The organism is Cupriavidus sp. MP-37, assembly GCF_020618415.1.
Classification (GTDB): domain Bacteria; phylum Pseudomonadota; class Gammaproteobacteria; order Burkholderiales; family Burkholderiaceae; genus Cupriavidus.
Window position 1 is genome coordinate 1815318 of the sequence record NZ_CP085345.1, and the last position, 23392, is coordinate 1838709.

Consider the following 23392-nt stretch of genomic DNA (forward strand, 5'->3'; position numbering starts at 1 on the left):
CGATCGCCCCCTGTCGTCATGACCACATGACGCCGGGCGTCTCGCCGAATTTCCCCGGTTTTTTTCTGGTGCAATTCGATGCGAAGACTCTTGCTGCCGCTCGGGCTGGCGGCCGTGTTATCCAGCCCTTTGTCCGGCGTCGCGCAGACGCCGCCGGCACAGACACAGACCCGGATCCTGACTCTTGATGCCGCGCAGGCGTTGGCTGAAGCCGGCAGCTTCACGCTGTCCGCCGCCGGCAAGGAGCTCGACGCCACCGAAGGCGACCTGATCCAGTCGCGCGTGCTGCCCAACCCGGAGCTGGCGGTGTCGATGGAAGACACGCGCAAGGCCTCGCGCTCGACCACCGGCCAGTTCAACCTGCCGATCGAGCTGGGCGGCAAGCGCGCCGCGCGCATCGGCCTGGCCGAGCGCGGGCACGAGCTGGCGCAGGCTGAACTGGACAGCACCCGCGCCGAGCTGCGCGCCGCGGTGATCGCGCGCTTCTTCGGCGTACTGGTGGCGCAGGAGCGCGTCCGGCTGGCCGAGGGCTCGGTCGGCATCGCCAGCCAGGCCGCCGACGCCGCCGGGCGGCGCGTGGCGGCCGGCAAGGTAGCACCGCTTGAAGCCACGCGCGCCAGGGTGGAGCAGGCCAACGCCGAGCTGGAGCTGGCCGAGGCCACCGGCGCGCTGCAGTCCGCGCGGCAGGCGCTGGCGGCGCTGTGGGGCGACAGCGTGCCGCGCTTTGCGCAGGCGCAGGGCGATCTCGATGCGTTGCCGTCGCGGCCGGCGCCGGCTGCGTTGCAGGCGGCGCTGGAAGACTCCCCGCTGCTGGCGGCAAGCCGCCTGGCGGCGGAGCGCAGCCGTGCCGAAGTGGCGGTGCAGCGCAGCCGCCAGTATCCCGACGTGACCGTGAGCCTGGGCGCCAAGCGCGACAACGAGGCCAATCGCAACATGGCGGTGCTGGGCGTGGCGATTCCGCTGCCGCTGTTCGATCGCAACCAGGGCAACCTGTATGCGGCGCTGCGCCGTGCCGACGGCGCGCAGGACGCACACGCCGCCACGCGCGTGCGCCTGCAGGGCGAACTGCAGCAGGCTTCGACGCAGCTCTCGGTGTCGCGCGCCGCGGCGCAGACGCTGCAGGCCTCGGTGCTGCCCGCGGCAGAGCAGGCCTACGCTGCCGCCTCGCGCGGATTCGAGGCCGGCAAGTTCGACTTCCTCGACGTGCTGGACGCCCAGCGCACGCTGTTCCAGGCGCGCATCCGCTACCTGGATGTGCTGGCCCGCACCTACGACGCGGCGGCGAACATCGACCGCATCCTCGGACACTGATACGGAAGCTCCGACATGGCAATGAGCAAGCAACAACGGGCCGCCGTGGTGGCCATCCTGGTCGCGGGGCTGCTGGGCGGCGCGGTGATCCTGTTCACCGGCAAGGGTGGTGGCGCCACCGGCGAGGCCGCGCACGGGCATGCCGGACATGGCGACGAGCACGGGCACGAGCACGGCAAGGAAGAGAACAAGTCGGCGCATGCCGACGCGAGCGCGCCGGCGGCGCAACCGGAAGCCGAGGGCAAGCCGCACGTGATCGCGCTGACGCCCGCGCAGATCGAGCAGGCCGGCATCGGCATGGCCACCGCCGCTGCCGCGGCGCTGCGCAGCGGCGTCGATTTCCCCGGCGAGATCCGCTTCAACGACGACCGCACCGCGCACGTGGTGCCGCGCGTCGCGGGCGTGGCGCAGGCGGTGCCGGCCAACCTGGGCCAGGCGGTGCGCAAGGGCGAGGTATTGGCGCTGATTGCCAGCACCACGGTGGCGGAGCAGCGCAGCGAACTGCTGGCCGCGCAGAAGCGCGAGGCACTGGCGCGGGCCACCTACGCGCGCGAGAAGACGCTGTGGCAGGAGAAGATCTCCGCCGAGCAGGACTACCAGCAGGCGCGCACCGCGCTGGAAGAGGCGCAGATCGCGGTGCAGAACGCGCGCCAGAAGCTCACCGCGATCGGCGCCGCCGAGCGCGGCGGGGCCGGTGGCGGCGCGCTGAACCAGTTCGCGCTGCGCGCGCCGTTCGACGGCATCGTGGTCGAGAAGCACCTGTCGGTGGGCGAAGCGGTCAAGGAAGACGCCAGCGTCTTCACGGTCTCGGACCTGAGTTCGGTATGGGCGGAGTTCGTGGTGTCCGCGCGCGACCTGGACCGGGTGCGCGTGGGCGAGGCGGTCACGGTGCGCTCCAGCGCCTCCGCCACGCAGGCCGAAGGCAAGGTGTCCTACGTCGGCGCCTTGCTGGGCGAGCAGACCCGCACCGCCAAGGCGCGCGTGACGCTGGCCAACCCGGGTACGGCATGGCGCCCGGGGCTGTTCGTCACAGTCAGCGTGCTGGGCGCGCCGGTGCAGGCGCCGGTGACGGTAGCGGCCGACGCGGTACAGCAGGTCGATGGCCAGAGCGTGGTGTTCGTCGCGGTGCCGGACGGGTTTGCGGTGCAGCCGGTCAATACCGGGCGTACCGACGGCAAGCTGGTTGAGGTGACCCAGGGCCTGCAGGCCGGCGCGCGCTACGCCGCGGCCAACAGCTTCATCCTCAAGTCCGAGCTGGGCAAAGCCAGCGCTGGGCATGAGCACTGAGCGGGAGGCGCGCATGTTCGAACGCCTGATCCGCTTTGCCATTGCGCAACGCTGGCTGGTGCTGCTGGCGGTGCTGGGCATGGCCGCGCTGGGCCTGTACAGCTACACCCGGCTGCCGATCGACGCGGTGCCCGACATCACCAACGTGCAGGTGCAGATCAACACCGCCGCGCCGGGCTACTCGCCGCTGGAGACCGAGCAGCGCATCACCTATCCCGTCGAGACCGTGATGGCGGGGCTGCCCGGCCTGGAGCAGACCCGCTCGCTGTCGCGCTACGGGCTGTCGCAGGTGACGGTGATCTTCCGCGACGGCACCGACATCCACTTTGCGCGCCAGTTGGTCAACCAGCGCATCCAGGAAGCGCGCGACCAGTTGCCGCCCGGCATCACGCCCGCGATGGGACCGATCTCGACCGGGCTGGGCGAGATCTACCTGTGGACCGTCGAAGCCGACCCCGGCGCGCGCAAGCCCGATGGCAGCGCCTACACGCTGTCCGACCTGCGCGAGATCCAGGACTGGGTGATCCGGCCACAGCTGCGCAACGTGCCGGGCGTGACCGAGGTCAACGCCATCGGCGGCCATGCGCGCGCCTACGTGGTGGCGCCGGAGCTGGAACGCATGGCGTCGTACGGGCTGGCGCTGGCCGATGTGGTGGGTGCGCTGGAGAAGAACAACGACAACGTCGGCGCGGGCTATATCGAGCGCAACGGCGAGCAGTACCTGGTGCGTGTGCCGGGCCAGGTGCGCTCGCTTGATGAAATCGGCGACGTGATCGTCGGCAGCGCGCAGGGCCAGCCGATCCGCGTGCGCGACGTGGCCACGGTGCAGACCGGCGGCGAGCTGCGCACCGGCGCGGCCACCGAGAACGGCCGCGAGGTGGTGCTGGGCACCGTGTTCATGCTGATCGGCGAGAACAGCCGCGCGGTGTCGCAGGCGGTCGACCGCAAGATGGCCGAGATCAACCGCACGCTGCCGGCGGGGGTGAAGGCCGTCACCGTGTACGACCGCACCACGCTGGTCGACAAGGCCATCGCCACGGTCAAGAAGAACCTGCTCGAAGGCGCGGTGCTGGTGATCGCCATCCTGTTCCTGTTCCTGGGCAACCTGCGCGCGGCGCTGATCACCGCGCTGGTGATCCCGCTGTCGATGCTGTTTACCTTCACGGGCATGGTCCACTACCGCATCAGCGCCAACCTGATGAGCCTGGGCGCGCTGGACTTCGGCATCATCGTCGACGGCGCGGTGGTGATCGTCGAGAACTGCGTGCGCCGGCTGGCCCATGCGCAGGCCAGCCAGGGACGCGCGCTGACGCGCGACGAGCGCCTGCACGAAGTCTTTGCCGCCGCGCGCGAGGCGCGCCGGCCGCTGCTGTACGGCCAGCTGATCATCATGGTGGTGTACCTGCCGATCTTTGCGCTCACGGGCGTCGAGGGCAAGATGTTCCATCCGATGGCCTTTACCGTGGTGCTGGCGCTGCTGGGGGCGATGGTGCTGTCGGTGACTTTCGTGCCGGCGGCGGTGGCGCTGTTTATCGGCAACCGCGTGGCCGAGCGCGACAACCGGCTGATGGCGTGGGCGCGCCGCCGCTACGCGGTGCTGCTGGAGCGCGCGCTGGCCGCAACGCCGGTGGTGCTGGCCGGTGCCGGCGTGGCCGTGGTGTTGTGCCTGGCGATTGCCACGCGCCTGGGCAGCGAATTCGTGCCCAGCCTCAACGAAGGCGACCTCGCGGTGCAGGCGCTGCGCATCCCCGGCACCAGCCTGACGCAATCGGTGGCGATGCAGCAGCAGGTGGAAACCGCGCTGAAGGCCAAATTCCCGGAGATCGAGCGCATCTTTGCCCGCACCGGCACCGCGGAGATTGCCTCTGACCCGATGCCGCCGAATATCTCCGACGGCTACATCATGCTCAAGCCCGAGTCGCAATGGCCCGAGCCGCGCCGCACGCGCGACGCGCTGATCGCCACGATCCGCGCCGAAGTGGGCAAGCTGCCGGGCAACAACTATGAGTTCTCGCAACCGATCCAGCTGCGCTTCAACGAGCTGATCTCGGGCGTGCGCTCGGACGTGGCGGTCAAGGTGTTCGGCGACGATAACGCCGTGCTGGAACAGACCGCCAACCGCATCGCCGCGGTGCTGCAGGGCATTCCCGGCGCGGCCGAGGTCAAGGTCGAGCAGACCACCGGGCTGCCGATGCTGACGGTGCAGATCGACCGCAACCAGGCCGCGCGCTACGGGCTGAACCTGCGCGAGATCCAGGACGCGGTGTCGATCGGCATCGGCGGCAAGGTGTCCGGCACCTTCTTCAGCGGCGACCGGCGCTTCGATATCGTGGTGCGCCTGCCTGAGGCCGTGCGCGCCGACGTCGACGCGCTGCGGCGCCTGCCGGTGGCGCTTCCCAAAGACGCCGGCGCACCCACCAGCTATATCCCGCTGAGCGAAGTCGCCAGCGTGGAGATGGCGCCGGGCCCCAACCAGGTTTCGCGCGAGAACGGCAAGCGCCGCATCGTGGTCAGCGCCAACGTGCGCGGGCGCGATATCGGCAGCTTCGTGCCCGAAGCCGAGGCCGCCATCCGCGCGCGCGTGGCGATCCCCGCCGGCTACTGGACCAGCTGGGGCGGCACCTTCGAGCAATTGCAGTCCGCCACCGCGCGGCTGCGCGTGGTGGTGCCGCTGGCGCTGGGGCTGGTGTTCGTGCTGCTGTTCGCCATGTTCGGCAACGTCAAGGATGGGCTGCTGGTCTTCACCGGCATTCCGTTCGCGCTGACCGGCGGCATCCTGGCGCTGTGGCTGCGCGGCATTCCTTTGTCGATCTCGGCGGCGGTGGGCTTTATCGCGCTGTGCGGCGTCGCGGTGCTCAACGGGCTGGTGATGCTCTCGTTCATCCGCTCGCTGCGCGAGGCCGGCCACGGCCTGGACCATGCCATCCGCGAAGGCGCGCTGACGCGGCTGCGCCCGGTGCTGATGACGGCGCTGGTGGCCTCGCTCGGCTTCGTGCCGATGGCGCTGGCCACCGGCACCGGCGCCGAGGTGCAGCGGCCGCTGGCGACGGTGGTGATCGGCGGCATCCTGTCGTCGACGGCGCTGACGCTGCTGGTGCTGCCGGTGCTGTACCGGCTCGCGCATCGCAACGACGGGCCGGTGACGGCGGCGGTGCGCGGCGCAGGGGAGCTCGCTTGAAACCGATCGCTGCTCTTACTGGGGCGCACCAGGCAACGCGCCGGGCGTCAGCACGCTCCATCCCGAGACCCCGCTCGAGGTGCTCCGGCGCTGGCTCCTGAGGACACTGTTCTGGTCGAATTCGAACAGCACCGTCGACGACCGGATCGCGCCGCCGGCAAACAGCGGCCCGATGAACGGAATGAAGCTCTCCGGATGGGGCTGGGACGTGGCAAACGAATAGACCAGGATGGTGGACCCGTCGCGCAGCGTCGCGTGCGAGGACGGGGGGCCCAGCTGCGCGGTGACTTCGTCGAGCGTGGAGAAGCCGGGCAGGAAGTTCGACAGGTGCTCGGGCTTCACGTCGACGCCCGTCGACACGCATGCCGACAACAGGATGCCGGCCACAACCAGTGCGTGAACACGCTTCATGTCGCCACCGCCGTACTTGGTCCGGCGTGGTCTGACAGCGTGGTGGAGGCCATGGTGCCAGCGTCGCCGCCCGGGAGGTGCGGCACGCCGTGCCTGAAGCATACATCCATTTGCCGGCACGCATTCGACAGTTCACGACGCCATGAATCTTTGCCCGGCCGGGGCCCGGCATGATGCGCATGTGCGCCGGACATCGCGGCGCGCAGATCGCCGCCGCCGCGGCACCTACCGTTCGCGCCACCATGAACCAGAGCCCCATTGCAGCGACGGCGCAGAGCGCCGGGATCGACCCGCTCAGCGCCGTCACCCATCCCGGCCCGTATCCGTATTACCGGGAACTGGCCGCCAGCCGGCCCTTCTTCCGCGATGCCCGGCTGGGCTTGTGGGTGGCGGCCGGACCGCGTGAAGTCGCGGCCGTGCTGGCACACGCCGACTGCCGCGTGCGGCCGCCCGCGCAGCCGGTGCCGCCGGCCCTGGCCGGCACCGCTGCCGGTGAACTGTTCGGCCGCCTGGTCCGGATGAACGATGGCGCCGCGCATGCGCCGCTGAAGGCGCTGCTGATGCCGATGCTGGCGGCGGTGGATCCGGTCCAGGCCGCGCAGCAGGCCGCCGCGATGGCGCAGGTGCTGGATGCCGGCGACGGCGCGCGCACGGCCATGCCGGCCGCGTCGGTCAACCGCTGGCTCTTTGCCTTGCCGGTCGTCGCGTTGGCATCCGTGCTCGGCCTGCCGATGGCGCGCGACCGTGGCACGGCGGTCGAGGTCGCGCAACAGGTTGCCGCGTTTGCCGCCGCCCAGTCGCCGCTGGCGGACACGGACACCGTGCGCGCCGGCGCCGAGGCTGCGCGGTGGCTGGGCACATGGTTGGCTTCGGCGCTGGCCAGCAGCGTCGCGGCTGACGGACCGCTGCCAGTGCTGCAGCAAGCGGCACAGGCCGCCGGTATCGAAGCGCAGGCCGTCGCCGCCAATATCATCGGCTTGCTGGTCCAGGCCTGCGAAGCGGCAGCGGGGCTCGCGGGCAATACTCTGCTGTGGCTGGGCCGCGATCCATCCGCCGGCGGTATGCCGTTGCAAGGCGTGGTGGCGCGCGTCGCGCAGGACGACCCGCCGGTGCAGAATACGCGCCGATTTCTTGCCGCGGATACCGAGCTTTGCGGCCATGCCGTCAAGGCCGGCGACACGGTGCTGGTGCTGCTGGCCGCGGCGTCATGCAGCGGCCTTGCCGACGATGCGCGGGCGTGGACCTTCGGCCATGGCCGCCATGCTTGCCCCGGCGACCGGCTGGCGCAGGCGCTGGCTGCGGCGACGGTGTCGGCGCTATGCGCGCGTGGCGCCGATCCCTACGCGCTGGCGCGCGCCTTCCGCTATCGTCCGTCGCTGAATGCGCGCATTCCCCATTTCCTTTGATACTACGGAGACAACCATGATCGCAGTCATCTTCGAGGTCGAGCCCGCACCGGGCCGGCAGGACACCTACCTCGACATCGCCGCGCACCTGCGCCCGCAGCTCGAGGCCATCGATGGCTTTATCTCGGTGGAGCGCTTCCAGAGCCTGACCAACCCCAACAAGCTGCTGTCGCTGTCGTTCTTCCGCGACGAGGCCGCGGTGATCGCGTGGCGCAATACGCTGGCGCACCGCCAGGCGCAGGCCGCCGGGCGCAGCGGCGTGTTTGCCGGCTACCGGTTGCGCGTGGCGCAGGTGCTGCGCGACTACGGGCTCGATGCGCGCGAGCAGGCGCCGGCGGACAGCCGCGCGGTGCACGACCGCGCCGCTGACTGAAGGCGCGGCGATGACCATGGAATCGATCGGCGCGCAGGCCGCGTTTATCGGCCTGACCTTCCTGCTGGCAGGCTTCGTCAAGGGCGTTGTGGGGTTGGGCCTGCCCACGGTCGCGGTGGGCATGCTGGGGCTGGTGATGCCGCCCGCGCAGGCCGCGGCGCTGCTGGTGGCGCCGTCGATGGTGACCAACGTGGTGCAGCTGTTCAGCGGCCCGCGTTTCGGCCTGCTGGTGCGGCGGCTGTGGCCGATGCTGGCGGCGATCTGCGCCGGCACATGGCTGTGCGCGGCACTGGTGCCGGCCGGCATGATGACGCACGCGACTTCCGCGCTGGGCGTGGCGCTGGTGCTGTACGCGGTGGTGGGGCTGGCGGCGGTGAAGCTGACGGTGCCGTCCGGTGCGGAACGCTGGCTCGGGCCGCTGGTCGGGCTGGTCACTGGCGGCATCACCGCGGTGACGGGCGTGTTCGTGATTCCGGCCGTGCCCTACCTGCAGGGGTTGGGGCTGGACAAGGAGAGCCTAGTGCAGGCGCTGGGGCTGTCGTTCACGGTGTCGACCATCGCGCTGGCGGTCAGCCTGGCGCTGGGCGGGGCGCTGCTGCATATGCCGGTACTGGGCGCGTCGGCGCTGGCGCTGGTGCCCGCGCTGGGCGGCATGTTCCTCGGCCAGTGGCTGCGCCACCGGATCAGCGCGGAGCGCTTTCGCAAGCTGTTTTTCTGCGGGTTGCTGGTGTTGGGTGGGGAACTGGCGATGCGGGGGTTGGGGTGAGGGGCGTTGAGTTTCTTTGCTTGCGGTCGGTTTTCTCCCCTCTCCCGCTTGCGGGAGAGGGGCGGGGGTGAGGGCGGGCGTGCGGCAAGCACGAGGCGTTCGAATTGCATTGACGCGCTGGCCCTCACCCCAGCCCTCTCCCGCAAGCGGGAGAGGGAGTACCCAATCGGGGTTGAGAGTCTTTCAGCTCTACAAGGTCCCTCAGCGGCTCGCTTGCACCGTCCTTCCGTTCAACGGCTGCACCGGCCGCGCGTTCATCCGATACAAGCGGCGGAACGCCGCCAGCTGCGCCGGCGAGACTTCCACGGGGGTCTTGAGCACCTGCCAGCGCACGTCTTCGCTGCACGGCGGCGTCGTCAGCGAACCGGTGAAGGACCAATAGGCCTGCTGCGCCGGCAGCAGGGCCGCGACGTCCAGCGGCGCAGGCAGTTCACGCGACTCGCCGGCGCTGGCCGGCAGGCTGGCAAAGACCGGCTTGAGCGCGGCGTTCTCGCGGCCCGACTTGAACAGCACGGCCACCACCGCCAGCTTGCCCTCGGCATTCTGGTGCACCAGGTGCGCCACCAGCGGATAGGTCTTGCCGTTGATCTTCTCTTCGCTAGGCGTATGGAAGTGGAACTGCAACAGCTTGTAGGGCACGCCATCGAGTTCGATCTGTCCCGCCGCGGGCAGGTTGACCTGCACGGTATGGCCGTTGTTGACCACGGTGCCGGGCGCGGCGGCGTAGCCGAAGCCGATCGGCTTCAGGTCCGCGGCGTGTGTCTTGCGGGTGCGGATGTCGATGGGCGACTGGTGCTTGCCCAGCGCGCAGGTCTGGTAGGCCTGGTCCAGTTCGGCCCAGTGGCTGGTGCCGGTGGGGCCGGTGTAGCTCCAGTGCGGGTGTTCATTGCCGGCCCATGCGGCCGGTGCGAGCAAGGCGGTGCAAACCGTGAAAAGCGGCAGCTTGGTGTTCATGTGTCGATGCGTCCTCGTGTTGACAAACCCCTTGTTTTCCGACGTGGTGTTATCGATCTGTCCCAGTCTTGAGTGCCCGACCCGCACTCGGGTCCGGGCCGGAAATCATGCAGCAAAACTGCGGGCCGGCGAATAAGGCATTGCTGAATTCCGGTCTGCACTGCGCTTAACGGAGGTAAGGGCTGCATGCCGGCGCTTGATTGATGCGTGTCGCTCATGCTGTCACGCAAGCGACATCAAGCCGACATATCGGCCCACCACCATGGCGCATTGCCCAACTCCAGGAACCTGCAATGCGCCTGAGCGTCTTCCCTTCGCGCCGGACCCGCGCGGCACTGGCCAGTGCCGCGGTGGCGGCATCGCTGCTGGCAGCCTGCGGCGGCGACGACAACGACGGTGACAACGGCACGCCCGCGGTCACCGCGCCCACGCTGGTGGGCCGCGCCGTGCTGCCCGCCGCCACTTTTGCCAGCGGCCCGCAGTCAGGGCGTTACGTTACCGGCGATCTCAACGGACAGACCGCGCCGTTCGCATCGCAGCCGGTGCAGGGTTTCTCGGCGGTGCTGCGCAATCCGGACGGCAGCTTCATGGTGATGGCCGACAACGGCTATGGTTCGCTGGAAAACTCGGCCGACTTCAACCTGCGCGTCTACACGGTGGCGCCCACGTTCAAGACCGCGGCCGGCGGCGCGGGCAGCGTGGCGGTGCGCAGCTTTATCGAGCTGAAGGATCCGAACCGGCATGTCAAGTTCGCGATCGCCAACCAGTTCACCACCGAGCGCGTGCTGACCGGTGCCGACTTCGATATCGAGAGCATGCAGCGCGGCAGCGACGGCACGCTGTGGTTCGGCGATGAGTTCGGCCCGTTCCTGCTGCATACCGATGCCAACGGCGTGCTGCTGGAAGCGCCGATCCCGCTGCCGGACTTCGAGAACCCCGGCAAGGAGATCCGCTCGCCGCAGAACCCGTTCAACGAAGAGGCTTCGCCGGTGCGCATCATGAACGCGGTGCGCGCGCATGCCTTTGCGCATGGCGGCACCCGCGCGCCGGTGTTCGCGCCGTACTACGTGCAGCTCAAGTACGACGTCAACGGCGTCAAGTCGAGCCCCGACGCGCACTACGCGCGCGGCGGCAACCCGCAGCCGGGCCTGACGCCGGCGCTATCCGACACGCTCGACGTGGCCTCGGTCAAGGCCGCCGGCTACAGCGTGGTGACCTGGACCGTCAACGACAGCGCCGAGATGACCGAGCTGCTGAAGGCCGGCGTCAACGGCATCATCTCGGACCGGCCCGACCTGCTCTACGCGGCCGTCGCCGCCTTTGATGCCAACGGCGATGGCAAGGCCGGCGACTACCTGACCGCCGACGGCCTGATCGATGCCGCCAGGTTCGACGCCCAGGGCCACCGCGGCGCGCGCGACCTGCGCCCGGAGAACACCCTGCCGGCGATGGAGGCCGCGCTGGACAACCTGATGACTACGCTGGAGACCGATGTCGGCATCACGTCCGACGGTGTCGCGGTGCTCAAGCACGATCCCTATATCGAATCGGTCAAGTGCCGCCGCGCCGATGGCGCGCCCTACGGCAGCGCCGACGAAGTGCTGATCAAGAACCTGACCGCGGCGCAGATCCAGTCCACCTACATCTGCGACAAGCTGTTCCGCGGCCCGAGCCAGCGCAACGATGCGGCGCTGTCGCCGGTGTCGGCGGCGGTGACGGCCGGCAAGGGCTACGCCAGCCCGTACGTGGTGCCGCGCGTGCAGGATGTGTTCGACCTGGTCAGTGCCTATGTCGCGTACTACAGCACCGGCGCCGGCCAGGGCCATCCGCAGGCGGCGCAGCGCGTGAAGAACGCGCAGGCGGTGCGCTTCAATCTCGAGACCAAGCTCAACCCGCGCAGCGACAAGGACGGCAAGGGCAATGTCTACAAGGACCGCACCGTCGGCGCGGAGCAGATGGCCGACACGCTGGCGGGCGTGATCAGCGCCGCCGGCATGACGCAGCGCGCCGATATCCAGAGCTTCGATTTCCGCACGCTGCTGCGCGTGCAGGAGAAGTTCCCGGCAATCCGCACGGTGTACCTGTTCGGCGACTTCCCCATCTATGGCGACGCGGCCAACAGCGACGACGGCACCAACATGCAGGATGAAGCCGGTGCCAACACGCCGTGGATGGCGGGCCTGTACTGGCCGTACCGCGCCACCGCGACGTCGAACCCCATGCGTGCGAAGCGCTCGGGTGGCTTCGAGGGCATGGCGATCAGCCCGGACGGCAAGAAGCTCTATCCGCTGCTGGAACTGCCGCTGGCCGGCCACGACGGCAAGACGCTGCTGATCTCGGAATTCGACATCGCCACGCGCCGGTACACCGGGGTGCAATACAAGTACCGGCTCGACGACAAGGGCACCAATATCGGCGATTTCATCCTGTTCAACGCCAGCGAGGGCATTGTGATCGAGCGCGATGGCTCGCAGGGCGACCCGAACGGCTTCAAGAAGCTGTTCCAGGTGACGCTGGGCCAGCCGGGCGGCTACGTCGCCAAGTCCGAGCTGGCCAACCTGATGGCGCTGCGCGACCCGTCCGGCATCAGCGCCGGCGGCGCCCCGGGCGACGTGGCCCTGGGCGATCCGTTCGGCATGCCGTTCAACACCATCGAAGACGTGCTGGTGCTGGACGCGACCACGCTGCTAGTGATCGACGACAACAACTTTCCGTTCAGTGTCGGGCGGCATGTCGGCAGCAAGATGCCGGATGACAGCGAGTTCATCCAGATCCGGCTGCCCAAGGCACTCAACCTGGGCGGCTAGGACGCCAGGTTGCGCAACACGCTGCGCGCTGGCATCCCCGCCAGGTGGGGATGTCAGCCGGAGCGGGCGTCGGCGTGCTGCTGTTCCAGCTGCGCGCGCACCGCGGAGATATGATCGCCGGCCAGGTCGACGGCGTTTTCCAGATCGCTGGTGCTGCAGCCGAGCTCTTTGCACCAGTACTGCACTTCGAGCGGATCCATCAGGTTGATGCGGCCCGGATCCAGGGGCCTGAATTCGCTGTTCACATCGCTCATGCTTGCCTCCGGTTCGTGTCTGGGCGCGACACGGTCCTTGCATTGTAGGCAGACATCCGGCGCGCGTTGCATGCAAGTTGCGCCGGCCGCAGCGCATATCATGTGGCGGTGATCCCCTGCACAGGAAGCCGCATGCCCCGCTCACCCGGCGCGAAACTCTGGTCCACGCTGAACAAGACCGCGTCCCGTCATGCGCGCCAGATGCAGCGCGCCGTCAACAAGAACCTCACCAAGCCGATGACCGAGGCCATCGTGCGCAACGCGGTGAAGCAATCCGCTGCAGTCACGGCGGCCACGCAGCGCGCCTTGTCCGGTGTGGTGTCGCCGGTGGCGGCGCCGCAGAGCCGTGGCAGCGGGCGCTGGGAAGAGGGCGCGTGGGGCGCGCCGCTGGCGCCGCGCCGCTACCGTGTGTTCGTGCCGGCCGGCGCTACCGCGTCGCGCCGTGCGCCGATGCTGGTGCTGCTGCACGGCTGCGGCCAGGACGCCGCCAGCTTTGCCGCGGTCACGCGCGCTGCCGCGGTGGCGCGCGAATCCGGCTGGGTGGTGCTGCTGCCCGAGCAGAGTTCGCAGGCCAATGCGCAGCGTTGCTGGAACTGGTTCCGGCCCGCCGCGCAGGGCGCCATGGAGGCGGGGCTGCTGATGGCGCTGATCGACCAGGCCTGCCGACGCCATCCGGTGGCGGCCGACCGCATCAGCGTACTGGGCCTGTCCGCCGGCGGCGCCATGGCGCTGACGCTGGGGCTGCGCTATCCGTCGCGCTTTGCCGCGGTGGGCTCGCACTCCGGCGCCGTGCCCTGGAGCGCCAGCAATGCCGCGCAAGCCACGCGCGCCATGCGCGGGCAGCGCGGGCCCGACGCCAAGGCCATGCAGGCGCTGCGCTTCGGCCTGGCGGGACGCCGCCCGCCACCGTTGCTGCTGCTGCATGGCGATGCCGACCACGTGGTCGACTTCAGCAACGCCACCGCCGCGGCCGGCATGTGGATGCACCTGCAGCCCGAAGGCGCGCCGCCGCTGGCCGGCGTGCCGGCCCGGCGCATCCAGCGCGGCATGCGCCGGGCTATCGACGTGTTCGACTGGTACGAGGGCAGGTCGCCCTACCTGCGGCTGGTGCGCGTGGAAGGCCTGGGCCACGCGTGGAGCGGTGGCGCGGGCGGTCATGCGTTTTCGGACCCGGCGGGGCCGGATGGGTTGAAGCTGGCGTTGCGGTTTTTTCTGGAGGTTGGCGTTTAGACGAACGGCGATTGCCGCATCACGATGAATGGACTAGACTAACTAAACTTAGTTTAGTGAGGCGCCATGCAAACCATCAATATCCATGAGGCCAAAACCCATCTGTCGCGGCTGGTCGATCAGGCGGCCAACGGCGAGCCTTTTGTGATCGCCAAGGCAGGCAAACCGCTGGTCAAGGTGGTGGCGCTGGATGTGCCGGCGCAAGGCCAAATCAAGCGGCTGGGATTCATGGCCGGCCAAGGCCAGGTGCCGGATGATTTCGATCGCATGGGCCAGCGCGAGATTGAAGCCATGTTTGGCGGCGAGTCATGAAGCTCCTGCTCGATACTCACCTTTTGCTGTGGATGGCACTGACGCCTGAGCGCCTCTCGCCAGACGCGCAGGCGCTATTGAATGCCGACGACACGGTGCTTGTTTTCAGCCCCGCCAGCCTGTGGGAAATCGCCATCAAGCAGGGCCTTGGCCGGGCGGACTTCCAGATCAATGCCCGGGTTTTTCGCCGAGGCTTGCTGGATAACGGCTACAGTGAGCTGCCGATCCGCAGTGATCATGCGGTGGCGATCGATTGCCTCCCGCCGATTCACAAGGATCCGTTCGACCGGCTTCTTGTCGCCCAGGCCACCGTGGAAGGCCTGACGCTGCTGACCTCGGACCAGCTGGTTGCCCAATACCCAGGGCCCATCCGCCTGGTCTGACCGCTGCTACTCCAGACTGGCAGGCTCAAACACCACATCACTCGCCGGGCAAGCCACGCACGGCAAGATCCATCCCTCGTCCTTCTCGTCCGGACTCAGTCCCGGCCATTCGATCCGGTAGCGGATAGTCCCCGCATGCAGCCGGCTGGCGCAGGCGCGGCAGGTGCCATTGCGGCAGGAATTGGGCAGCGCGACGCCTTCGAGCAGCGCGGCTTCCAGCAGGCTCAGCGACGCTGGCGCCGGGAAGCGGACCGAGCCCGGCAGCACTTGTGCGGTGAATTCGGCGCTTTCGTCCGGGGCGGCGGGGTCAGCCATGGGCGTCATCCTCGACCTGCGGAAACTGCGCGCGCCCATGGGTGGCGTCCCGCAACGCGTCGCGCGCGGCGTCGAGTTGCGTCGCGGGCATGCGCAGCACCAGCGTGGCGAGCGCACCGTAGGCGGTCTCGGCGAGCGTGCAGCCAGGGGGCGCCTCGTAGTCCAGCCAGCGGCGCACGCGCGGCTCGTCGGCATAGTCGACCGCGACGGCAAGCGTGCCGAAGGCGATGCGCTCGACGCGTTCGGCCGCTTTCAGCGCCGCGGCGATGGCGTCGGTGTAAGCGCGCACCAACCCGCCGGCCCCCAGCTTGACGCCGCCGTAGTAGCGCACCACTGCCGCCAGCACGCCGTCGAGGTCGTGGTGGCGCAGCACTTCCAGGATCGGCCGGCCGGCCGTGCCGGAGGGCTCGCCGTCGTCGGACATGCCCGAGGCCCCGCCGGCCAGCAGCGCCCAGCACACGTGGGTGGCAGTGGGGTGCTCGGCCCGCAGCGCCTGCAGCGCGGCCATGGCGGCATCGCGGTCGGCAACCGGCAGCGCCAGCGCCAGGAAGCGGCTCTTGCGGATCTCGATCTCGGCGTGGACGGGCGTGGCTAGCGTGTAGGTGGGCAAGGGCAGGCGGCGCGGAACTGGTACGGGAATCCGCGCCGGCCGGGCCGCGGAATCAAGGCGGCAGTGTACCGCAGTGGACCCGGCCGGCCCGAAGCCCGCTGCGCTTTGTGTTGCATCGTCAACTTGGTGTCACAAACGGCGCCTACGATCCGCCCCGGACGTGCGCGATGACGCCCGCCGCCCGCCTGTGCAACAGGTGCCTGGTTCCGCCCCCGGGAACTGGCGCAAACATGAACCATCCCTTTCCTTTCCCCGGATCAAAAACATGCTTGAACAACCCAATGCTGGCCGTCGCAAGGCCCTGAAGCTATTGGCCGGCGCGCCCATGCTGCCGCTCGGCCTCGCCTCCACCAGCCTGCTGGCAGGCTGCGGCGGCGGCGATGACGCCGCCGCCACGCCGGCCCCGGCCCCGGCCCCCGCGCCGGGCCCGGCCGCGACCTTCACCACCGCCGAGTTCGTGCCGATGAGCGCACCGACGCTGGCCACGCCCGAGGCCATGGCGACCACCACGGTGGGGTCCAGCCTCAAGGTCTCCTTCAGCGATGGCAGCAGCCAGACCTACAAGCTGGCCTACCAGCCCTTCTTCGTCACCGGCGACACACTGCCCGACGGCAAGGGCGGCACCATCCTGGCGGGCGGCTACTACGACATCAACAACCAGCCGATCATCGATACCTCGGTGCCGGGCAAGGAACGCCAGTTCTTCTCCGACGCGCCGGACGGCAGCTCGCTGCTGACGCTGGCCAACCCCGCCGTGCCGGGCGTCAAGGGCAACACCGTGTTCGCGGTGGTGCAGTTCGAATACACCACGCGCAACCAGGGCAATGCCAGCATGTACGGGCTGCTGCCGTCGCCGATCGCGGTGCTGACGCTGGACCAGGACCCGGCCACCGGCAAGCTGACCCCGGTCAAGTACCACAACGTCGACACCTCGGGCGTCAACGGCCTGTGGATTACCTGCGGTGCCAGCCTGTCGCCGTGGAACACGCACCTGTCGAGCGAGGAGTACGAGACCGACCTGATGGACTCCAACGCGGTCACGCAGCTGCAGGGCTACAGCCGCAACCTGTACGGCGACCCCGCCCGCGCCAATGCCTACCACTACGGCCACCTGCCCGAAGTCACGGTGCACCCGGACGGCACCGGCACGATCAAGAAGCACTACTGCCTGGGCCGCATCTCGCACGAGCTGGTGCAGGTCATGCCCGACGAGCGCACCGTGCTGATGGGCGACGATGCCACCAACGGCGGCCTGTTCCTGTTTATCGCCGACCAGCCGCGCGAGCTGTCCGCCGGCACGCTGTACGTGGCCAAGTGGCACCAGACCTCGGGCACCGGCCCGGGCAGCGCCACGCTGTCGTGGATCCGGCTGGGCCGCGCCACCAGCGCCGAGATTCGCGCGCTGGTCGACGGCGGCATCCGGCTGGCCGACATCATGGACGTCAAGACCGCCGACCCGGCCGATGCCAGCTACACCCGCATCATTTACAACGGCAAGCCCAACTGGGTGAAGCTGGTGCCGGGCATGGAAAAGGCCGCGGCGTTCCTGGAAACCCACCGCTATGCCGCGCTGGTCGGCGGCAGCCTGGGCTTTACCAAGATGGAAGGCACCACCGTCAACATCCGGGACAAGAAGGCCTATTCGGCGATGTCGCGCATCGAGTCGAGCATGCTGGCGGGCAATGCCGCCAATGCCGGCGACATCCAGGTGGAAGGCCCGTACTCGGGCGCGGTCTACGAGCTCAACCTGAAGGGCGGCCAGGCCGACAGGAGCGGCACGGCGATGGCGAGCGAATGGGTGCCGGTCGACATGGCCGCGGTGCCGGCGCTGATCAGCGAAGACCTGGGCGGCGGCAAGATGAAGCAGCAGGATGCGCTGGGCAACTTTGCCAACCCCGACAAGGTGGCCACGCCGGACAACCTGAAGTTCTCGGAAAAGCTGCGCACGCTGTTCGTCGGCGAAGACAGCAACACCCACGTCAACAACTTCCTGTGGGCGTACAACGTCGACACCAAGGTACTCAGCCGCGTGCTGTCGTGCCCGGCCGGCGCCGAGTCCACCGGGCTGCATGCGGTCGACGAGATCAACGGCTGGACCTACGTGATGAGCAACTTCCAGCATGTCGGCGACTGGGAGTCCCCGCTGCACGACAAGGTGAAGGCGCAGCTCGATCCGCTGGTGCGCGCCAACTACAAGGACCGTTTCGGCGCGGCGGTCGGCTACCTGACCGGTGATCCCACCGGCGTGAAGCTGGCCAAGGCCTGACGCGCGGCTGCGTGCGGCACTGCAAACGGCGGGCTTCGGCCCGCCGTTTGCATTGGGGCGTGCTCGTCTGCGGTCGCCTGCGGATCCGCTAACACGCACGAACGGTTCAGGCGAGACGGGGCTAACCCGCATCCGTTGCAACGGCCCCGGCGTACCGAGGATGGCCTCCATGCGGCTTGCGCTGCCGTGTCCTACAGTGGTGGGGGCGCCCGCCACGGCACTTCGCCGGCGGCGCGCCATCCGCCCAGGACAACAAGATCCGCATAACAAAGGAGACCAGGCATGAAACGAGCTGTCGGGAAAGCCGCGATGCTGTGCCTCGCCGCCACGCTGCTGTACGGCTGCGGCGGTGACGACGACGAACCGGCGCAGAACCCACCGCCGCAGGCCGAAGAGAAGCGCCCGCAGGACGACCGTACCTTCACCATGGATGCGGCCACGCTGCCGTTCGCGGCGCTGGCCGGCGCGCCCGAGGCCGACCGCTGGTGGGGCGTGCTGGATGGCGCCGGCTACCGCATCGAAGTACCGAAGAACTGGAATGGCCGGCTGGTGATGTATGCCCACGGCTATGCCGGCACCGGCGCGGCACTGTCGGTGACGCTTCCCAGCATCCGCCGGCACCTGCTGGCCAACGGCTACGCCTGGGCCGCGTCCAGCTATGCCAAGAACTACTATGACGTGCGTGCCGGCCTGGAAGACACCAATGCGCTGGCGCTGGCCTTCACGCGCATCGCCGCGCAGAACGGGCGCACCCTGGCGGCGCCGTCGCGCCTCTACATCGTCGGCCATTCGATGGGCGGCCATATCTCGGCCGCGGCGGTCGATGAGGAGAACATCCAGGCCGCCAACCACAAGGTGCGCTACCACGGCGCGGTGCCGATGTGCGGCGTGCTCGGCGATACCGAGCTGTTCAATTACTTCGGCGCCTACCAGACCGCGGCGCAGCAGCTGGCAGGCTATCCGGTGACGGCGTGGCCGGCGGCCAACTGGGCGCAGATCGGGCCGGCAGTGCGCGCGGCGCTGTTCACCACCTATCCCGGCCAGACCACGGCGCAGGGCGATACCCTCAAGGCGATCGTGCGCAACCTGACCGGCGGGCAACGGCCGCTGTTCGACTGGGGCTTCGGCGGCCCGGGCGCGCAGGGGCTGCAGGACGCGGTGTGGAGCACCTTTGGCCAGGATGGCTCGGTCAACGGCATCCTGACGCAGAACGTGGTCAACACCACCGGCATCACCTTCCAGTTCGACAACGACCCGGCGCAGTCGGTGGCGGAGCAGTCGTTCAATGCGGGCATCTTCCGCGTGACCGGCAGCGCCGAGGCCAACCGCGCGCGCAGCGACGGCCTGCGCTGGATTCCCAGGACCAATGCGCGCATCGGCGTGCCGGTGGTGACGCTGCATACGCTGGGCGACATGTACGTGCCGTTCAGCATGGAGCAGATCTACAAGCGCCGCGCCGATGCCAACGGCACCGCGCAATGGCTGGTGCAGCGCGCCATCCGCGGCGTCAGCCATTGCGACTTCACCGTGGCCGAACAGGCCCGGGCCTTCGACGACATGGTCAACTGGGAGCAGAACGGCGTGAAGCCGGCAGGAGACGAGGTGCTGGACGCCGCCACCGTGGCCAGCCCGGCCTACGGCTGCAAGTTCACCGACAACACGCTGGCAAGCGGCGACGAAAGCCCGACCACGGCGGCGCTGCGGCCGTCGGTGGCGCAGGCGTTCCCGTGCGCGCCGGGCTGACCGCCGCGTTTTGGACTAGTTGGGCTGATCGGCGCGCGGTCCGCGCGCCGATTCTGCTACGCTAGGCCCGTTCCCTCTGCTTGCGCCTGCACATCCATCATGACCGGCCCGACCCACGACCCCGACGCGCGCCGCATGGCGCCCGCCACCGAGCGCAACCGCGAGCCCATCCTCGCCGTGCTGCGCCAGGTGCTGCCCGCCAGCGGCACAGTGCTGGAAATCGCCAGCGGCACCGGCCAGCACGCCGTGCACTTTGCCGCGGCGCTGCCGGGGATCACCTGGCAGCCCAGCGATCCGGACGCCGCCGCGCGCGCGTCGATCGCGGCCTGGACCGCGCACGCGGGCCTGGCCAATGTGCGCGCGCCGCTGGCGCTGGATGTCTGCCGCCAGCCGTGGGGCATCGACGCCGCCGATGCGGTGGTCTGCATCAACATGATCCATATCGCCCCGTGGGCCGCGGCCGAGGCGCTGTTCGCCGGCGCCGGCAAATTGCTGGGCCCCGGTGGCGTGCTGTTCCTGTACGGACCTTATCGCCGCGGCGGCGCGCACACCGCGCCCAGCAACGCCGCCTTCGACGCGCAGCTGCGCGCCACCGACCCCGACTGGGGCGTGCGCGACATGGAAGCCGTGATCGCGCTGGGCGCGGCGCAGGGCCTGCGCTGCGACGAGCCGGTGCCGATGCCGGCCAACAACTTCTGCCTGGTGCTGCGCAAGTAGGGCGCCGCGCGCGGGCTGCGCGGATTCAGCCGCGCACCAGCATCACCACCGCGGTGGCGATCAGGCACACGGCAAACAACGCGCGCAGGCGGCGCTCGGGCATGCGGTGCGCCAGCGCCACGCCCCATGAGATGGTCAGCATGCCGCCCAGCGACAGCGGAATGCCGCTGGCCCAGTCGACCTGGCCGGCATGGGCATAGGTGGCCAGCGCCACCACCGCGCCGGGCGTGACCAGCGCCAGCGCCAGGCCCTGTGCCGCCGCCTGGCGCAGCCCGAACAGTCCGACCAGCGCCGGTGCGGCGACCACGCCGCCGCCCACGCTGAAGAAGCCCGAGAACAAGCCGCCGACCACGCCCACCAGCGGCATCCAGCGTGGCGAGACGCGGGCCTGTTGCACCGTCACGGCGCGCCCTGGCAGCAGGCGCCACAGGAAGTACAGCGCCATGCCGATCATGAACAGCGCGAAGATCCGCCGCAGCAACTGCGCATCCATCGCGGTGGCCGCGCGCGCCGAAAGCCACGTCGCCAGCACCGCCGACAGTCCGAGCACCACCGCCGTGCGCAGCGCAATGTCGGCGCGCTTGCGGTATTGCCAGAAGCCGATCAGCACGTTGGGCGCGATCATCACCAGCGCGGTGCCCTGCGCCAGCTGCTGGTCCATGCCGAACAGCAGCCCCAGCGCCGGAATCGCGATCAGCCCGCCGCCTATGCCGAACAGCCCGCCCACCGCGCCCAGCAAACCACCAAGTCCGAAGATCAGCAGGGAGGACAGCAGCAGGTGGTCAGGCATCGGTGCAAGGGGGTAATGCGGGGATTTGAGGCCGGATTCCGGAGAAAGCGGGGGCAAGGCGCGGCGGCCTCAATCATACGCGAGCGCCCCGGCGGGCGCTTTGCACTAGAATCGGCGAGGCCATTCGATTCCCGCGCTGCGCGGCCTGCCGGCTTGCCGCAGCGCATCCGCCACGGAGAACACGATGAAGGTACAGAGCATCCTGCAAACCATCGGCAATACCCCGCATATCCGCATCAACCGGCTGTTCGGCAACGGCCACGAGGTCTGGATCAAGTCCGAACGCAGCAACCCCGGGGCGTCGATCAAGGACCGCATCGCGCTGGCGATGGTGGAAGACGCCGAACGCCGGGGCGTGCTCCAGCCCGGCGGCACCATCATCGAGCCGACCTCGGGCAACACCGGCATCGGCCTGGCCATGGTGGCCGCGGTCAAGGGCTACAAGCTGGTGCTGGTGATGCCGGACAGCATGTCGGTCGAGCGCCGCCGCCTGATGCTGGCCTATGGCGCCACCTTCGACCTGACCCCGCGCGAGAAGGGCATGAAGGGCGCGATCGCGCGCGCCGAGGAACTGGTCGCCGCCACCCCCGGCGCATGGATGCCGCAGCAGTTCGAGAATCCGGCCAATGCCGACGTGCACGCGCGCACCACCGCGCAGGAGATCCTGAACGATTTCCCCGAGGGGCTCGACGCGCTGATCACCGGCGTCGGCACCGGCGGCCACTTGACCGGTTGCGCGCGGGTGCTGAAGGACAAGTGGCCACAGCTGAAAGTGTTCGGCGTCGAGCCGGTGGCGTCGCCGGTGATCTCCGGCGGCGCGCCGGCGCCGCACCCGATCCAGGGCATCGGCGCGGGCTTTATCCCGAAAAACCTCGACACCGCGTTGCTCGACGGCGTGATCCAGGTCGACGCCGAGCCCGCGCGCGAGATGGCGCGCCGCTGCGCGCGCGAGGAAGGCATCCTGGTCGGGATCTCGTCCGGCGCCACGCTGGCGGCGATCGCGCAGAAGCTGCCTGAGCTGCCCGCCAACGCGCGCGTGCTGGGCTTCAACTACGACACCGGCGAGCGTTACCTGACGGTCGAGGGCTTCCTGCCCGCCTGAGCGGCGTGAGCGTTGTGCGCGCCCGGCTTGGGCGCTCAGAACGCTTCGTTGATCTGAAAGTAGACGCCGCGCGTGCGCCGGCCGAAGCCGGCATCGAGCCGCACATTGACGCGCGGCTTGAACTCGAAGCGGTAGCCGATGCCGGCGTTCGGCAGCCAGTGCGCCGACGCCAGCTCGCCCGGCTTGGGCGCAATCGCCCCGGTGCCGGCCCAGAACACCATGCCCTGCCGGCCGGCGAGATGCAGCCGGTATTCCACCTGCGCCATGACCACGTTGCGGTCGCGGTACTGCCCCAGGAAATAGCCGCGCATGCGCTTGTTATCGCCCAGCTGCGACAGCATGTTCCACGGCACGTCGCCCCAGCTGAAGCGGCCGTAGAGGTCGAACGCCAGCACATCGCGCCCGCGCAGGCGGTGGTAGCGGTCATAGGACCATTCCAGCGTCTCGAAATCGGTATTGCTGCCCAGCGCGCGCCGGTACAGCGCGGCATTGGCGACCAGCGCCTGGCCGGAATAGGGATTGGGCAGGAAGTCGCGCGTGTCGTACGAGAAATGCGCGGTCACGCCGGCGCTGAACACATGCGGCCCGTTAGGATCGGTGGCCAGCGCGCTGGCCGCGCCGCGCTGCAGGCTGTTGGCATCGTCGTTCTGCACCGAGAAGCCGGCGCCGACATAGGTGTTGGGCCGCACCCGCATCAGCATGCGTGGCTGCAGGAAGAACTCGCGCCGGGTATAGCCTTCTTTGTTGGCATCGTTGCTGGCGCGGTCGTAGCCGATGCCCCAATAGGACGTCGGCATGTTGAGCACCGCGCCGGTGACGACGAAGCGGTAGCTGTCGTCGGCAAAGAAGGTGGTGTTGTCCACGCCCAGGCCGATCGCGCCGCGCGTGGTGACGAAGCCGTGCAAATTGAGCGTTGAGACCTGCGTGCCGGCCTGCGCGTTGGGCGGCTGGTACAGCCCGATCGCCGCCATGCCGAGGCCCAGGCCCATCTCCGGGTTGTAGAACGGCCCCGGCAGCACGCCCCAGTCCATGCCGTGGCTCAGGTCCACCTGGCTGGATGCGCCCAGCCGCGTCAGCAACCGGTCGATCCAGCCCGGCTGGTCCGCGTGCGCCGGCGCGCCGGCGCACAGCAGGGCGAGGGTGGCGGCAAGGCGGCGGTGCAGCGCGGACATGGTCT

Annotated in this window: 21 protein-coding genes; 14 read left to right on the forward strand and 7 right to left on the reverse strand. The window is 69.3% G+C overall.

What is annotated here, in order from left to right; translation table 11 throughout:
* Positions 1-78 precede the first annotated feature (78 nt).
* From LIN44_RS24570 to LIN44_RS24580, 3 genes are read left to right on the forward strand one after another with little or no spacing between them, the layout of a single operon-like run.
* Complete coding sequence (locus tag LIN44_RS24570) at positions 79-1311, forward strand: TolC family protein (protein ID WP_227314862.1); 1233 nt, start codon at positions 79-81, stop codon at positions 1309-1311.
* Positions 1312-1326: 15 nt separating this feature from the next.
* Positions 1327-2598: an efflux RND transporter periplasmic adaptor subunit gene (locus LIN44_RS24575; RefSeq protein ID WP_227314863.1), complete on the forward strand. Its 1272-nt coding sequence runs from the start codon at positions 1327-1329 to the stop codon at positions 2596-2598.
* Positions 2599-2611: 13 nt separating this feature from the next.
* Positions 2612-5776 (forward strand): CusA/CzcA family heavy metal efflux RND transporter, encoded by a 3165-nt coding sequence (locus LIN44_RS24580; protein WP_227314864.1) that lies wholly within the window; start codon positions 2612-2614, stop codon positions 5774-5776.
* A gap of 15 nt (positions 5777-5791) precedes the next feature.
* Here LIN44_RS24580 and LIN44_RS24585 read toward each other — a convergent pair whose 3' ends face one another.
* Positions 5792-6187 (reverse strand): hypothetical protein, encoded by a 396-nt coding sequence (locus LIN44_RS24585; RefSeq protein WP_227314865.1) that lies wholly within the window; start codon positions 6185-6187, stop codon positions 5792-5794.
* A 242-nt stretch (positions 6188-6429) separates the two neighbouring features.
* On the opposite strand from LIN44_RS24585, the gene LIN44_RS24590 reads away from it, so the two are divergent.
* The 3 genes from LIN44_RS24590 to LIN44_RS24600 are packed head-to-tail and all read left to right on the forward strand — an operon-like array spanning position 6430 to position 8732.
* Complete coding sequence (locus LIN44_RS24590; RefSeq protein ID WP_227316417.1) at positions 6430-7593, forward strand: cytochrome P450; 1164 nt, start codon at positions 6430-6432, stop codon at positions 7591-7593.
* Positions 7594-7609: 16 nt separating this feature from the next.
* On the forward strand, positions 7610-7966 hold the full coding sequence (locus LIN44_RS24595; protein ID WP_227314866.1) for an antibiotic biosynthesis monooxygenase: 357 nt from the start codon (positions 7610-7612) through the stop codon (positions 7964-7966).
* 10 nt (positions 7967-7976) lie between these two features.
* Positions 7977-8732 (forward strand): sulfite exporter TauE/SafE family protein, encoded by a 756-nt coding sequence (locus LIN44_RS24600; protein ID WP_227314867.1) that lies wholly within the window; start codon positions 7977-7979, stop codon positions 8730-8732.
* Positions 8733-8933: 201 nt separating this feature from the next.
* Here LIN44_RS24600 and LIN44_RS24605 read toward each other — a convergent pair whose 3' ends face one another.
* Positions 8934-9686, reverse strand: a complete 753-nt coding sequence (locus LIN44_RS24605; protein ID WP_227314868.1) for a carbonic anhydrase — start codon at positions 9684-9686, stop codon at positions 8934-8936.
* A gap of 293 nt (positions 9687-9979) precedes the next feature.
* Here LIN44_RS24605 and LIN44_RS24610 point away from each other — a divergent pair, with 293 nt between their 5' ends.
* A complete protein-coding gene (locus LIN44_RS24610) occupies positions 9980-12493 on the forward strand; it encodes an esterase-like activity of phytase family protein (protein WP_227314869.1) in 2514 nt (837 codons plus the stop codon).
* A 53-nt stretch (positions 12494-12546) separates the two neighbouring features.
* On the opposite strand, the gene LIN44_RS24615 is transcribed toward LIN44_RS24610, so the two are convergent.
* The gene (locus LIN44_RS24615; protein ID WP_227314870.1) at positions 12547-12747 is read right to left on the reverse strand and encodes a DUF3606 domain-containing protein; all 201 of its coding nucleotides are present in this window, start codon (positions 12745-12747) and stop codon (positions 12547-12549) included.
* 132 nt (positions 12748-12879) lie between these two features.
* Here LIN44_RS24615 and LIN44_RS24620 point away from each other — a divergent pair, with 132 nt between their 5' ends.
* From LIN44_RS24620 to LIN44_RS24630, 3 genes are all read left to right on the forward strand, one after another.
* A complete protein-coding gene (locus LIN44_RS24620) occupies positions 12880-13977 on the forward strand; it encodes a PHB depolymerase family esterase (protein WP_227314871.1) in 1098 nt (365 codons plus the stop codon).
* Between the two features lie 66 nt (positions 13978-14043).
* Complete coding sequence (locus LIN44_RS24625; RefSeq protein WP_227314872.1) at positions 14044-14289, forward strand: type II toxin-antitoxin system Phd/YefM family antitoxin; 246 nt, start codon at positions 14044-14046, stop codon at positions 14287-14289.
* Positions 14286-14672 (forward strand): type II toxin-antitoxin system VapC family toxin, encoded by a 387-nt coding sequence (locus LIN44_RS24630; protein WP_227314873.1) that lies wholly within the window; start codon positions 14286-14288, stop codon positions 14670-14672. The genes LIN44_RS24625 and LIN44_RS24630 overlap by 4 nt, the downstream gene beginning before the upstream one ends.
* Before the next feature lie 6 nt (positions 14673-14678).
* Here LIN44_RS24630 and LIN44_RS24635 read toward each other — a convergent pair whose 3' ends face one another.
* Together LIN44_RS24635 and LIN44_RS24640 are read right to left on the reverse strand one after the other, a co-directional pair.
* Positions 14679-14987: a 2Fe-2S iron-sulfur cluster-binding protein gene (locus LIN44_RS24635; protein ID WP_227314874.1), complete on the reverse strand. Its 309-nt coding sequence runs from the start codon at positions 14985-14987 to the stop codon at positions 14679-14681.
* Entirely contained in the window at positions 14980-15597 is a 618-nt protein-coding gene (locus LIN44_RS24640; protein ID WP_227314875.1) for a YigZ family protein, read from the reverse strand. The genes LIN44_RS24635 and LIN44_RS24640 overlap by 8 nt, the downstream gene beginning before the upstream one ends.
* Positions 15598-15862: 265 nt before the next feature.
* On the opposite strand from LIN44_RS24640, the gene LIN44_RS24645 reads away from it, so the two are divergent.
* From LIN44_RS24645 to LIN44_RS24655, 3 genes are all read left to right on the forward strand, one after another.
* Positions 15863-17863, forward strand: coding sequence for a PhoX family phosphatase (locus LIN44_RS24645; RefSeq protein ID WP_227314876.1), 2001 nt, complete (start codon positions 15863-15865; stop codon positions 17861-17863).
* A 282-nt stretch (positions 17864-18145) separates the two neighbouring features.
* Positions 18146-19606, forward strand: coding sequence for a S9 family peptidase (locus LIN44_RS24650; RefSeq protein ID WP_227314877.1), 1461 nt, complete (start codon positions 18146-18148; stop codon positions 19604-19606).
* Positions 19607-19705: 99 nt separating this feature from the next.
* Positions 19706-20323 carry a DUF938 domain-containing protein gene (locus LIN44_RS24655; RefSeq protein ID WP_227314878.1) on the forward strand — a complete coding sequence of 206 codons (618 nt, stop codon included), beginning with the start codon at positions 19706-19708 and terminating at the stop codon, positions 20321-20323.
* A 25-nt stretch (positions 20324-20348) separates the two neighbouring features.
* On the opposite strand, the gene LIN44_RS24660 is transcribed toward LIN44_RS24655, so the two are convergent.
* Positions 20349-21113, reverse strand: a complete 765-nt coding sequence (locus LIN44_RS24660) for a sulfite exporter TauE/SafE family protein (RefSeq protein ID WP_227314879.1) — start codon at positions 21111-21113, stop codon at positions 20349-20351.
* A gap of 184 nt (positions 21114-21297) precedes the next feature.
* Here LIN44_RS24660 and cysK point away from each other — a divergent pair, with 184 nt between their 5' ends.
* Positions 21298-22215: a cysteine synthase A gene (gene cysK / locus LIN44_RS24665; RefSeq protein ID WP_227314880.1), complete on the forward strand. Its 918-nt coding sequence runs from the start codon at positions 21298-21300 to the stop codon at positions 22213-22215.
* A 35-nt stretch (positions 22216-22250) separates the two neighbouring features.
* Here cysK and LIN44_RS24670 read toward each other — a convergent pair whose 3' ends face one another.
* A complete protein-coding gene (locus LIN44_RS24670) occupies positions 22251-23387 on the reverse strand; it encodes a BamA/TamA family outer membrane protein (RefSeq protein ID WP_227314881.1) in 1137 nt (378 codons plus the stop codon).
* Positions 23388-23392 lie beyond the last annotated feature (5 nt).